This window comes from Priestia megaterium (assembly GCF_023824195.1).
Classification (GTDB): Bacteria; Bacillota; Bacilli; order Bacillales; family Bacillaceae_H; genus Priestia; species Priestia megaterium_D.
Genome location: NZ_CP085442.1, coordinates 2,831,681 through 2,844,809 on the forward strand (window position 1 = coordinate 2,831,681; position 13,129 = coordinate 2,844,809).

Genomic DNA, 13,129 nt, shown 5'->3' on the forward strand with positions numbered 1-13,129 from the left:
TCATACCTCCGTATTTAAATTAACAAGGTGTGCTAACACCATAAAAGAGAAGCAGAATGAAAACAACTGTATAATAAGAGGCTCAAACAATACTTCGAATACTCCCCTCAACAAAGTATGAACTCTGCTTGGGTGTTGTTACTGATTCAAATACCTATTTTGATTCATTTTTAAAATTAATACCTGACCTCGATGCATGAAAAGAAGCATAGTTCATTGGACGAGCGAAACGATTTAATGCTGCTCTTTCCAAAATGACCGTAATCCCAGCTTTACTATTTTTACAGATACTAATGCACGCTTCTATCTTTTTCTACTGACATTATGTCGCAGACAGAATGGGCCAACACAAGGGTTAAACCCTCCTGCATTAACAATGGGTTTATTTGTTGAGATGTAATTAAATGATTTCTAGCTTTGAGAGCTTTAAAGGAAGAGAACTATTTGAAAAATAGTTCTGCAACAGAAGTTGTAGAAGTACTATTCAGAAGGCTTTTAAAATAGCAAAAACTGATAAAGCAGTAGCTAAAAGGTTGCATGATAATTATGTTTCTATTTATCATATGCACAAATAAATGAATAAGAAAAAAGCACTTACCCTTTAGAGAATAAGTGCTTTTTCACTATTTATTGATTTAACATTCTTAGCGTTACATGTTTCGTTCCTACTTTCAGTTTTTCGCCGTCTTCTGTATCTTCAGTGAAACAAAGACTGTTTAGCAGTAAGTTCTCTTGCAACAAGCCTTCAAAGCTAGTGACAGCTTCCTTCACTTCCGCATCGCCGCTAAGTTCCAAATCAATGCGTAAATTCACCGGCAAATCCAACTTTTTACGATAGTCCTGTACTGCTCGAATGACTTCACGAGCTAACCCTTCCTGCACCAGTGCTTCTGTTAACGCGGTATCTAACACGGCGGTATACATGCCGTTTGATGCCACCGCAAAACCCTCTTTTGGTACTTTTTCAACCAGCACATCAGCTGTTTCAAGCGTTAGCTTTTCACCTGATGGGAGCGTGACCCTCCGCTCACCTTGTTGAACAAAATCTTTCGTTTCATCTGCTGAAAGATTTTTCAACGTTTGATTCACTGCATTAACTTGTTTTCCAAACTTCGGCCCTGCCTGTTTAAAGTTAAGTTTTAACACGTACGAGACGAGATTTTCATCATCTTGCTCCACGTTAAATTTCTTTACATTTAACTCATCTTTGATGACATCACGGTACGCATTCCACTCGATATCTTCATTCGTCACGACAAGAGACAAACTCCGTAAAGGCTGCTTCACCTTTAACGAATGCGTATTTCTGATGCTTCGTCCTAGTTCCACTACCTGCAAGACCGCTGCCATTTCTCTTTCCAGCTTTTCATTCACTTTGCCTTCATTATAAACAGGATAGTCTACTAAATGAACGCTTTTTCCCGTCAGATTTTCATGAATATCATCCGCAACAAACGGAGTAAACGGTGCTAACAACTGACTGAGCGTGACTAATACTTCGTGAAGCGTATCATAAGCTGCTGCTTTTTCTCCGTCCATTCCCTCTGACCAAAAACGATCGCGGGAACGTCGTACATACCAGTTGCTTAGCTCTTCAATGAATACTGCGATTTCACGAGCCGCGCTTGTAAACCCGTAATCTTCAAGATGTGCCGTTACTCGTTTGACCGTGCTGTGCAAACGTGAAAGAATCCATTCATCCAATTTTGTTTTTTTCAATTCATACGTTTGCTCCGGGTCATAGCCGTCCAGCTTTGCGTACAACACGTAAAAGCCGTACACGTTCACTAGAGTATCAATAACTTTTGACTTCGCTTCTTGCACCACGCGCTCTGAAAATTTCTTCGGGTTCCAAGGCGCACTGTCTGCTAAAAGCGCCCATCTAAGCGCATCTGCACCAAATGTATGAATAAGATCAACAGGGTCCAGCGCATTTCCTTTACTTTTAGACATCTTTTGACCGTTTTCATCTAACACGTGGCCAAGAGACAGAACGCGCTTATACGGTGCTTTTCCTGTAAATAGCGTTGAAACTGCCATCAAGCTATAAAACCAGCCCCGCGTTTGATCAATTCCTTCTGCGATTACGTCTGCTGGAAACTGCTTTTGAAACAATTCGTTGTTTTCAAACGGATAGTGATACTGCGCAAACGGCATCGAACCGCTGTCAAACCAAACGTCAATTACTTCCGGCGTGCGCTTCATCTCTCCGCTGCAGGCCGGACACGTCAACTGCACGTCATCTACATAAGGCTTATGCAGTTCAATACTGTCATCAACGGAATGAGACGCATGCTTTTGGAGCTCTTTGATGCTTTTTGGCGCTACTTGATGCTGACATTCCCCGCATTCCCATACGTTCAGCGGCGTTCCCCAGTAGCGTTTTCTGCTGATGTTCCAGTCCACCATATTTTCTAAAAAGTTGCCAAAGCGGCCGTGCTTGATATGCTCGGGGTACCACGTCACGCTTTCGTTGTTTTTCAAAAACTGTTCCTTCAACGCCGTCGTTTGGATAAACCAGCTTTCATTTGCATAATAAAGGAGCGGCGAGTCGCATCTCCAGCAAAACGGATAGCTGTGCTCATGCTTTTCTTTGTGATACAGCACGTCTTGATTCGCTAAATAACGTACGATATCAACGTCGCAGTCTTTCACGAAACGCCCTTGAAACGGCGGCACTTCAGCCGTGTACTGTCCTTTTTCATCCACCACGTTCACAAATGAAAAGCCGTTTTCTTTTACTACTCTGTAATCATCTTCGCCGTAAGCAGGTGCTAAATGAACGACACCCGTTCCGCTTTGATTCGTTACATAATCAGCTGTTACCACTTCATGCCCTTTTTCCACTTTCACAAAATCAAACGGCGGCTCATACGACATCCCTTTTAACTCATTTCCTTTATGACGAGATAAAACGGTATACTCTCCTTTTAACACTTTGTCTGCGAGCGCTTCTGCCACTATATACACACTGTCGCCTTGCTCAGCGCGAACATAGTCCATCTCGTTATGCACCGCAAGCGCCACGTTTGACGGAAGCGTCCAAGGCGTTGTCGTCCAGCCTAAAAAATACTCATTATCGCGGTTTTTCACTTTAAATTTCACTGTTACCGTTAAATCTTTTACATCTTTATACCCTTGCGCTACTTCATGCGAACTTAGTGACGTTTGACAGCTCGGGCAGTACGGTGATACGCGGTGTCCTTTATAAAGAAGTCCTTTATCATGAATCGTGCCAAGCACGTTCCATACGCTTTCAATGTATGAATTCTCCAAGGTGATGTAAGGGTCTTCCATATCAACCCAATAGCCAAGCTGCTCCGTGAACGCGCGCCATTGCTTTTCATACACAAATACACTTTCCTTACACTTGTTGATAAAAGCTTCTACGCCGTATTTTTCAATGTCATGCTTCCCTGAAATTCCAAGCTGCTTCTCGACACCGAGCTCAACCGGCAGTCCGTGCGTATCCCAGCCTGCTTTCCGGATTACTTGATGCCCCGTCATCGTCTTATAGCGAGCCACCACGTCTTTAATCGTCCGGCCAAGCGCATGCCCGACGTGAGGAAGACCGTTTGCTGTCGGAGGCCCTTCATAAAATACAAACGAAGGATGCCCTTCTCGGTTTTGAACCGACAGCTGAAACACATTTCCCTTTTGCCACTGCTGCTGGATACGCTGTTCTCGCTCTTGCGAAGACTCCCTTACATTCACTTCTTTCATGTGATACCACTCCTTTTAAAGTTAAAAGCACACAAAGAAACCCGTCCCTATGACTAGGGACGGGTTTCAACCGCGGTACCACCCTGGCTTCTATTGATCCGTTCATCAATAGCACTCAGCAACGTACAATCATACGCGTTCTTTTTAACGGTAGACTACCGTTCAAACTTACTTATAGTTCAGTTTGACTTCTCAGAGAGGATATTCCCCTGCAGCTTGAACACCGGCTTTCAGCTAGCACCGGCTCTCTGTGGAACAAACTTGCAGCGTACTGATTCTCTTCAACGAATTTGTGTGCTTTTATTAGTAGCTATTGTATGCGTTTTGGAAGGGAATGTCAATGTTTATGATATTTATGTATGTTTCTCCCTATAATGCAGTCGTCTGTTGCCTATAAACAATGAGAGCGTCGTTTTATTGATAGAAGAACTGTTTGCTACAATATTTACTGCCTTTTTCACGTGCTCAGGAAAGCAAAAGGAAATATACACAAAAACCCATCTCATTTAAGATGGGTTTTATTTACCTCTCTGACTTGAAAGATGATCTTTAAAACCAGTTAATAAACGGCGGGATGCTCTGAGGGAAATGAAATAGATTGAACGGATCATATGCTCGTTTCACTTCTCGAAGCTTTTTAAAATTCTCTCCATAGTACGCCGTTGGCCAATCTCTGATGAGGCGATCCGGCCAGTTCACATAATCTCCAGTTGTATATCTCGATAAAGCATTCCTTAATTCTTCGATCCATCGAATGTTTGGTCGCCCCTCTGAAGGATGGCTCCATGTAGCAAGATATTCCTGTGCTATAATAGCATCTCTATAATAGAAAGCCGTTTCATTAGAGGCAACTTCCTCTACTGCTCCTCCAAGAGACTGGTGCCAAATACTAGATTTTTCATTTGGAGCATTTTCTAAAAAATGCTTCATTGTTAAAATTGCCTCTTTCGGAAAAGTTTTATTAAGAAAAGAACCTGACCTTTTTCGGGGAGCAGGTTCGTTTCCGCTCGGATCGTCAAAAAATTGCACAGCTTCAATATATGAAACATCCTTTATTACTACTTTTTTAGGACAACCAACATCTATTAAAGGCTGCAGAAGTTCCTTCAACTTGAATGATGAACCAACGAATTCACCTTGAGCGATAATCTGATTTGCTTCTTTCGATTTTAACTCAATCTCCGAAGTTAAGCGCTTATCGGTATTCGGGGCCCAGCGCTGCCAGGCGTCAAAAGCAGCTTCAAAATCTTCCCATCCCCATGTAATTGAAAAGATTGACACCTTTGAGATAGGCTGCACCTTGAATGTAAGGGACGTAACAATACCAAAGTTTCCGCCCCCACCCCCACAACACGCCCAAAAGAGATCACTGTTGTGACTTTTATTTGCCTTAATGAGTTCAGCCTCTCTCTGTTCGTTTACTCTTGCCATTTCAACTTCAAGCAAATTATCACAAGTAAGCCCAAAAAGCCTTGATAACATCCCAATTCCTCCGCCAAGCGCAAGGCCTACAAGACCTACACTGCTTTCGGTTCCTGCAGGAATAGTCGTTCCGTTTTTCCACAATTCATTATATACTTTCCCTAGATTAGCTCCTGCTTCTATTTTTGCTGTCACGTCTTTAGAGTTGAACGTGATTCTATCCATTTCACTGACATCAATCACTAATCCACCGTTTACTAGTGAAAAATTTTCATAGCTATGCCTGCCGCTCCTTATTCGAAATGGGACATGATTTTCCTTTACCCACTTCAATGCATTTAATACATCGTTTGTATTCTGACAAAATACAATTATTCTCGGAAATTTAGGCACACCTAAATTATTATTTGTTCTAGCCTGATCATATTCCGCATCATCAGGTGTAACGATTCGTCCAGTAAGCTTTGTTTTTTCCAAGGTATAACCCCTTTCTTAAACAATACAGATAAGATGCTATATCCTATGAATTTTTTTTAGAAAAGACACACAGTTTAAAGGGAAGAAACAGAGAATAGAAAACTCACTGGAGGGGTTCAGGATAAGTGTGCTAATTTATTTTCAATGCAGCAACTCTCTTGTTGTAGATAAGTTTCCAATTGAACAAATTTTTGCTTTATATTAAAGTTTTCCTGGCGGTGTTGTAAACTGCATAAATTGAAGTACTTTTATTTTCCGTTAAATTATTTAAACGCGCTACATCACGGATTTTTTTCATTTGAGTATAGGACAATTTATATTCTTGAAATGAATGATCCGTCTCCCAAAAATGAAACTTCTTAATTATATCTGCCTAAAAAACCATTGAGCTTAGCCAACGGTTTTTGTAGCGTTCTTTATTTTATCTATTATTCAGGTATTGTATTATGCTAGATCAATATAGTACTCATCATCATCCATTACCTTCTTCAAAAACTCTTCTAAAGAATCGGCAATTTTTATATCATCATAATAAATCGCATTATGCTGCTCCTGACTTATTTCTATCAGCAGCAGCGCACTTTCGTTGGCTTCAAAAAATAGCAATTTGCCCTCTTCCAGCTCTTCGTAAAGTTCGATATCAGGGTAAAATTCAAAATCGTTCACTTTTAACCTAGCATCTCTAATGGAAGAAGGCCCCATAATGCGGTTTACATTATATTCTGAGCCCTGAAGGAAGCCATAACCCACCTCTAAAAGAAACTTCCTAAACTCAAAAGGAAACTTTAAATTTAATGTTCCTTCTACCTCTTCAATATCAGTTTCACATACGGGATAAAATTGATTATCTTCTTGATCCGCGACAAAGTCGTACCTCATCATTTCCTCTCCTTTATAACTTACACATACGTACACTCATTACACATTGCTTAACTTAATCCTCATCAGACAAAGCAAAAGCATCACTAACATCCTCTAATTCTTCCATGAGGCTATTTAAGTCACCCTCTATATGCAATAATGCCCCCATCTGGATAATCCCCACACCATCCACAAGGCAAATACCCGGATCTATGTAATTTAAATATACTTTCAAAGAAGTTATTTTTAGTACCATTAACCGCTCTACTAATTGCACAATTGTTTAAATCTGCTACGACGTCTTCAAAAAAAGCATCATAATCTTCTAGGCTCTGTCGTAAGTTTTCAGCTATAACTTCTACTATTTCTTCTAACTCACGAGGTTTTTCAGCATCCGTTAAATCATAATATCGCTCCCATACGTCACTCATTTTTAATTCTCTAATGTCTTTCCAACTGTATTCTTCTTCACCATATACCTCTTCATATGCAAGATATTCAGCCTTACCATAATCGTATATTACTTGTATTTTATCTACACCTTCTTTTTCTAGAGAAACCTGGCCATAATTTTTTGATAGCTCAATGACCTCTTCTACTAGAGTATTAAACTTACCACCATTATTCATTACTTATGGAGCCGCCTTTCCAAATTGTGATTCTTTCTTTTTTCCGAATGAAGCCTTGTATTATAACCCCCTAATCAATCCCGAGAGATTTCCACTAATCCTTTCAAATGATTTTCTTTCATAATCTTCTAGCTTTACCTCTCCGCTTTTATTGTCTACTACTAACAGCAAACCGTTAGATTCTATCCCTATAGGAATGTTGACAAGCTGATGATTATGAGCTGCTTTATAAAGCTTTGTTTCTTGTTTGAGATCTTTTAATTCTACCCCTGGTACAACAGGATCTAATACTAAGTCATATCCATTATAGGTTCCAGTCAGTTCTAAAAACCAGTAGGAATTAAAATAGGCCTTAATATCCGGATACAGCTGAACGTTAAGTTCCTTTTCTACATCTTCAAAATTACTGTCCACCTCTTTTTTCAAAGGTTTCCAAGCTATATAGCCTTCTTCATCTTTTTCACCTTCAAAAATAAACTGTTCTGTTTCTTCCGTCCACTCAATCATAGGCAAAGTACCGTTAAAAGCTTTCCATTCTTTTAGTAATTTGGTAAAGTATATTTCCATTGCTTGTTTCACATTTACTATTCCTTTCCTCATCTTCTGGATAAATTATGATTTCTTCAGCTTTATCTTTCTTATTAATTCCTCAAGAGAATTTTCCAATAAGGTTAATTGGTTTGTTTCATAATCTTCTATATAAACTTTTCCGCTCTTATTATCTATGTTAATGGCCATTTCATCCGGAGAAATAAAACCTATCTGTATGTATCTAAATTCCTTTCCTTGACTCTCATTATAATGCGTAAGATGTTTAAAATAACTTCGTACATCCTTACCTGGTTCAATAGGCTCAAGGCATATATATTTTGAATGATAAAGACCTTCTAAACTTAAAAATAAATAACTGTTAAAATACTCTTTAATTGAATGATGCAAAGGCATTTTAATTTCAGCTTCGATGACACTAAAGTTTTCAACAGCCTTTTTTTCTACTGGTTTCCAAAAAACATACTCTTCTTCATCAGGCTCACTTACATATAGCAGTGGATGTATCTCTTTATCCCACGGTGCCTTTGGAAATGTATTATAGTTTTCATTCCAATAATCTAGCAGTTTCTCAAAATAATCCGTCATGGCCGCTTTTACACTCATTTTAAGCCTCCTATTCACACTTGCAAACCGGTCAAATTCAACAGCCCCTACGTTTATCTACCTATTAATAGTTGTAACTTTCAAGGTTAGCTTTAACGTCTAGTAGATTCGTTACAACACTATATCCTGATACCCTACTTCTTCTACAACTTCATCTTCCATTTTAATTCCCATGCCATTTTCAATATCCCAAGAGACATCGCAAAGCAAACCTAGCCGTCTTTTTCCATTCTTCCTTACTCTTCTTACGATTAATTCAGTGGGCTCCACTAATCTTTTTAAACCTGAGACGGAATCAATTTTTGGAACAACCTGATCTGCTTCTGATTTATTACATACCATCTCTCTATACTCTTCATAGTTCTCACAATAGTAATCGTATATGTGCTTTTCTGCCTCATTCATTATGTTTTCCATGTCTTGAATAAAGCTAAGAAATGCTTCTCTCTGTACATTTGAAAAATCAGTATTTTCGTATGTATCAACACTTAAAAGGATTTCTTTTTCCACATCAAACATTTTAATCATAGTTTTTCCTCGCCAAAAGTTGTTTTTATATTTAAGTTTTCCAAATAATTCATCATCAATCATTGCCATTCTAATCGCTCTCCTACCTTAGCTTTTAGATTAAATAGACTTTTACATTATTCGTAGTAGCTACACCTTCTTCTACTCTTCAATTAAATCAATGTAATACTCATTATCATTTATAAATTTCTTTAAAAAATCTTCTAGTGAGTCTCCTGTTGGAGTGTCCAAATAAAAGACTGGATTATTAGGTAATTTTAAGTCTAACGATATGTACACTCCTTCATTCACTTCAAAGAAAATAAGTTTATCTTCTTCATCAAATTCCTCTAAATCTGAATCAAATTCAAAAACTCCTTCTCGTAATTTAACATTTGCTACCGTTTTTGGCCCCATAATTCTATTGATTGCAGTATTACTTGGCTCCTTAATAAATCCATATCCAACTTCTAAATATAACTGCCTTAAATCGTTAGGAAAACGAATACCCATTCTGTCTTCCGCTTGTAAAATCTCCTGTTCAGATACATGATAAATTTTATTTGCTCCATTATTAATAAACGCAAAATCCGACATTGCTATTGCCTCCTACGGGATACCGCTCGTACACTTTTTATGATCAATTAAATTGCTCCATTGATGAAGAAGTCAGAAGGAGTACGATTATTTTAGAGAAAGTATAAAATATCTATTTTACTTAAAATCTAATTGAGAAATTAGCTCTTTTAAACTGGACGACAAATATTTATAACTTTTATCCTCACCGTTTTCTACGAAAATCTCTCCAGACTCATTATTCATAACAACTAGCATACCATTGCTTTCAAAACCTACCGGAATGTACGTGCTGTTTTCTTTTTCAAAAATGTACTCCTTTACACGTTGACAAAATGCTTCAGGTTCTACACCGGGAATGACAGGATATAAATGAACGTTATACTGAGACACCCATCCAATCATTTCAAGAAACCAAAACGAGTTAAAATAAGCTTTTACATCCTCATGAAGTAACACGTTTATTTCTTGTTCAAACTGTTGAAAGTTTGTATTTTCATACTTTTCTAGAGGCTTCCAAGATATATACCCTTCTTCATCTTGAGAACCTACATAAATACGTCCATCTGCTTCTTCATTCCAAGGAATCAAAGGTAACGTTCCATTGAACTCTTCCCATTTTTCCGATAGTTTCTTAAAGTATTGTTTCATTACAAGTTTCAAAAGCTTTCCCCTACCTTATATACAACTGTATTTCCAACTCGATACTCTCCGCCCTGTTCACACGGAATATAACCGCTTAAATTCATACCTAACAATTAAAATAGGATTTCAGAAAATCAGAAAAGGTAGGCCACGTCGCCTCTAGTTCTCCTTTGAACAGCAGCTCGTCTCCTCCTTCAAAATTAACTATGTACACGTTATCGGTTAAAGTATCAAGTACTAGTACCGCATTTGCTGATATTTCACTTAAAATCAGATATTGTTTAGGAAAACCGTATTCTTTTCGGCAAATAAACGTATATGCTTCAATGTTATTTTCTTCATCTACTAAGTCGAGTAACTCAAAAGGTACGTATTCTTCCCAGAATGGTCCAGCATAGCGGTTATAAAATTCTGCAAAAGTATGGGATACCTTTACTTCTAGCCGCGCTAAAGCATCCTTTATTGAAGTTTTATCTTCACGTATATATATTTTTTCTTCAAGAACTTGGTTCAATTTATTTGGCAACATCTTGATGTAAAATTCCTCCTAAGTCTTGTTTTCTACTAATTAATTAACTAATCAACGTTTACCGAAATAAATGTAGCCACATCACTCGGAAAATCATCTGGAAATGCATCACAGGCTAACTTTTTTGTAATGATTTGATATAAAAAACCGGTCATGGACAGTGAGTAAATGTAATTTCCAGGCAATCTAGATTCATACACCGCCACTTTCCATTCTTCGGGGCTCCCTTCAGTTAGCCAATATAATTCGTCACCATTCTCCGTATATCCCCAAGGAAGAATCTATCCAGTTTCTGGATAAACATGATATTTATAATATTGAGGGAATTGAATATTAAACTTCAGTTCAAGCTCTTTTAAGGCCTCTTTATTTACTCCTGGATTTAACTTATGGATACCTTCAACATATTTATTTCTTCAACAAATAGCTTTAGTTCAAGATTTTCTTAATAAAGCTCTTCGCCCATTTATAAAACCTCCTATTTATTTAGACTTCATAGGGACCTATTGTCTAACTCCTACCATTATCACCTGCATAACCTAACTTCTACATAATTAGTAAAAGAGATACTCATACCTCTCCAACACATCAAATAAACATATACAGAATGATACCTCTATTGGGATTCGAAAGGAGAAATCACCTTTGACAAAATATCGGATTATGACCTTTGATGGAGGCGGTACTTTAGGGGCTTTAAGTTTACAGCTTTTGAATAGATTGGCTCATCAAAATCCAAAGTTAATTAGTGAAACCAATGTTTTTTCAGGAAATTCCATTGGTTCATTCACTGCTCTTGCACTAGCAAGCGGAAGATCACCAGAAGAGACGTTTCAGTTTTTCAAAGATCACATCTTACCGGCGTTCAGCGTTTCCCGACCGGGCGGACCTGTTTTTAACCAACAACTACCCTATTCTGGTTTTATTAAAGCCATACGAACGTTTTTCCCTCGAGACCTCCGCCTTAGAGACTTAAAAAAACGAATTGTTGTGCCATCCTTTCACTTATTTTCACCGGAGCTGAATCGTTGGAATCCTGTATTATTCCATAATTTTCCTGATTCTCCCTATCTTAATGAAAAAGCAAGTGACGTAATACTTAGGAGCAGCGCTGCCCCCGCAACGCAAAGAGCTTATCAAAACTATGTGGATGGGTATACAGTAGCAACTAACACCAGTACAGCTAGTATCGCCTTTGCAGTAGGAAAAGCAAAACAGCCGTTGGATCAAATTGCCGTATTATCCATCGGAACAGGTGAGCAGCCAACTCAATTAAGAAGAGATACGAAGGGATGGGGAATGCTTAGTGCCGATAACATACGACCTGAAGATATGGAGGACCTTCCGCCAAATTGGGGCGTACTTTTAGACCGGTCTCCTAATGAACCGTTGCTGCCGTTTCTTCAGATTATCTCCGGTGGATCGAGCTACTATGAATCAATGGTCAGCTCTGAGCTTTTAGGCGATCAGTTTTTTAGGTTGAATCCGAGGATTCCTAATTTCTCTAAAACAGATCCTTCGGTGGTGCCCGCCCTTATTTCGATTGCTAATAAAACTAATTTACGGCCTGCCTTTCATTTCATTGAAAAAAACTGGAAGTGTTAATATTTTTTAAGAAGAGTATTGAAATACGGAATTTGTTGTTTTATCAACACAAATTCCTCTTTCAGATAAACCCTTATATTTCAGCTAGTCATGCTAATTCGTTCGTTATTATAATCGTGCTTTTTTATTCTTGCTCGTTTCCCCTATTAAAACTTTACACTTTTCAGCATTTTCACAATCAACTTGTCTTGTTTTTCCCCTTGTTTCTCCGTTAAATGATCTCCAGTGTATTTGTAATAAAGCTCGATTACTTTATCCGTATTTTTATCTGCTATATATGCTAGATATGTATTTGGAACATACTTAATATTGTCCTTTACAACTTTTTCTTCAGTTCCTTTAAAATATGTATATGCTGAATCGTAATATATACTGATATGCGCTGTTTCTATCTTTTTTGGTTGATTCACATGTAGGTTCTTTTTGAACAGACTCTCTACATTTACCTCCTCATTTTCTTTTACCTTCTCTGCCAGTTCTACGTTCATGTATGAAATTTCATTTTTATGTTTAAGGAAATTTTCGGAAGAAGCCACCCATCGCTCATAAAACTGACCGTTGATAGCATAGTCTTCTTTATTTTCATGAATTAACTGATACTCCTCTGGAAACCACATCGTATACTGCCCTGTCTTTGACTTAAACTCGTAAAACTCGTTATCTGCTTTTTTGCCTTTATCTAAGAATTCTCGTGTAAAGTGATCATTAAAAGCGGGGACGTTTGGATAACGGGTTTCATTTATCATCCATATACCTCCTATTAAAATAGTAGCTCCAGCAATGACTGCACTAACTATTTTTGTGCGTTTTTTCATCATAGCACCTCCTTTTACTTATGTTACGACCTATATTTTATACATGTTCGATACTACCACACTTATACTAGGAGAGACATGAGCTTAATGAATGAAAGACTCACAAATAGTCGCTACCACTCTACAAAAAAAGGAAAAGTCGCCTCCAACCACAACAACCGCTAGCCCTCAAAAGGAACTAGCGG

Annotated in this window: 12 protein-coding genes and 1 other annotated feature; of the genes, 1 reads left to right on the top strand and 11 read right to left on the bottom strand. The window is 38.0% G+C overall.

Annotation, left to right across the window (positions count from 1 at the left end):
• Positions 1–627: 627 nt before the first annotated feature.
• From ileS to LIS78_RS14420, 10 genes are all read right to left on the bottom strand, one after another.
• Entirely contained in the window at positions 628–3,723 is a 3,096-nt protein-coding gene (gene ileS / locus LIS78_RS14375; protein WP_252283860.1) for an isoleucine--tRNA ligase, read from the bottom strand.
• 52 nt (positions 3,724–3,775) lie between these two features.
• Positions 3,776–4,017 (bottom strand) — a binding site (T-box leader).
• Between the two features lie 255 nt (positions 4,018–4,272).
• Positions 4,273–5,622, bottom strand: a complete 1,350-nt coding sequence (locus tag LIS78_RS14380) for an FAD-binding oxidoreductase (protein ID WP_252283861.1) — start codon at positions 5,620–5,622, stop codon at positions 4,273–4,275.
• Between the two features lie 444 nt (positions 5,623–6,066).
• Positions 6,067–6,501 carry an SMI1/KNR4 family protein gene (locus LIS78_RS14385; RefSeq protein WP_209151746.1) on the bottom strand — a complete coding sequence of 145 codons (435 nt, stop codon included), beginning with the start codon at positions 6,499–6,501 and terminating at the stop codon, positions 6,067–6,069.
• Positions 6,502–6,623: 122 nt separating this feature from the next.
• Positions 6,624–7,112: a hypothetical protein gene (locus tag LIS78_RS14390; protein ID WP_209149906.1), complete on the bottom strand. Its 489-nt coding sequence runs from the start codon at positions 7,110–7,112 to the stop codon at positions 6,624–6,626.
• 60 nt (positions 7,113–7,172) lie between these two features.
• Complete coding sequence (locus LIS78_RS14395; RefSeq protein WP_209149907.1) at positions 7,173–7,691, bottom strand: SecY-interacting protein Syd; 519 nt, start codon at positions 7,689–7,691, stop codon at positions 7,173–7,175.
• Positions 7,692–7,724: 33 nt separating this feature from the next.
• Positions 7,725–8,267 carry a SecY-interacting protein Syd gene (locus tag LIS78_RS14400; RefSeq protein ID WP_252283862.1) on the bottom strand — a complete coding sequence of 181 codons (543 nt, stop codon included), beginning with the start codon at positions 8,265–8,267 and terminating at the stop codon, positions 7,725–7,727.
• A gap of 111 nt (positions 8,268–8,378) precedes the next feature.
• Positions 8,379–8,864: a DUF6985 domain-containing protein gene (locus LIS78_RS14405; protein ID WP_252283863.1), complete on the bottom strand. Its 486-nt coding sequence runs from the start codon at positions 8,862–8,864 to the stop codon at positions 8,379–8,381.
• 72 nt (positions 8,865–8,936) lie between these two features.
• Positions 8,937–9,371, bottom strand: a complete 435-nt coding sequence (locus tag LIS78_RS14410) for an SMI1/KNR4 family protein (RefSeq protein ID WP_252283864.1) — start codon at positions 9,369–9,371, stop codon at positions 8,937–8,939.
• Positions 9,372–9,488: 117 nt separating this feature from the next.
• Positions 9,489–10,013 carry a SecY-interacting protein Syd gene (locus tag LIS78_RS14415; RefSeq protein WP_209149910.1) on the bottom strand — a complete coding sequence of 175 codons (525 nt, stop codon included), beginning with the start codon at positions 10,011–10,013 and terminating at the stop codon, positions 9,489–9,491.
• Between the two features lie 88 nt (positions 10,014–10,101).
• Positions 10,102–10,524 (bottom strand): SMI1/KNR4 family protein, encoded by a 423-nt coding sequence (locus LIS78_RS14420; RefSeq protein ID WP_434092308.1) that lies wholly within the window; start codon positions 10,522–10,524, stop codon positions 10,102–10,104.
• A 645-nt stretch (positions 10,525–11,169) separates the two neighbouring features.
• Here LIS78_RS14420 and cotR point away from each other — a divergent pair.
• On the top strand, positions 11,170–12,129 hold the full coding sequence (cotR, locus tag LIS78_RS14425) for a sporulation hydrolase CotR (RefSeq protein WP_252283865.1): 960 nt from the start codon (positions 11,170–11,172) through the stop codon (positions 12,127–12,129).
• A 146-nt stretch (positions 12,130–12,275) separates the two neighbouring features.
• Here cotR and LIS78_RS14430 read toward each other — a convergent pair whose 3' ends face one another.
• Positions 12,276–12,944, bottom strand: a complete 669-nt coding sequence (locus LIS78_RS14430; RefSeq protein ID WP_252283866.1) for a YvcA-related protein — start codon at positions 12,942–12,944, stop codon at positions 12,276–12,278.
• Between the last annotated feature and the right edge of the window lie 185 nt (positions 12,945–13,129).

Bases quoted from the DNA above. Each gene is read 5' to 3' on its own strand.
- ileS (WP_252283860.1), bottom strand. From the start codon at position 3,723: ATGAAAGAAGTGAATGTAAGGGAGTCTTCGCAAGAGCGAGAACAGCGT.
- LIS78_RS14385 (WP_209151746.1), bottom strand. From the start codon at position 6,501: ATGAGGTACGACTTTGTCGCGGATCAAGAAGATAATCAATTTTATCCC.
- LIS78_RS14390 (WP_209149906.1), bottom strand. From the start codon at position 7,112: ATGAATAATGGTGGTAAGTTTAATACTCTAGTAGAAGAGGTCATTGAG.
- LIS78_RS14400 (WP_252283862.1), bottom strand. From the start codon at position 8,267: ATGAGTGTAAAAGCGGCCATGACGGATTATTTTGAGAAACTGCTAGAT.
- LIS78_RS14405 (WP_252283863.1), bottom strand. From the start codon at position 8,864: ATGGCAATGATTGATGATGAATTATTTGGAAAACTTAAATATAAAAAC.
- LIS78_RS14410 (WP_252283864.1), bottom strand. From the start codon at position 9,371: ATGTCGGATTTTGCGTTTATTAATAATGGAGCAAATAAAATTTATCAT.
- LIS78_RS14420 (WP_434092308.1), bottom strand. From the start codon at position 10,524: ATGTTGCCAAATAAATTGAACCAAGTTCTTGAAGAAAAAATATATATA.
- LIS78_RS14430 (WP_252283866.1), bottom strand. From the start codon at position 12,944: ATGAAAAAACGCACAAAAATAGTTAGTGCAGTCATTGCTGGAGCTACT.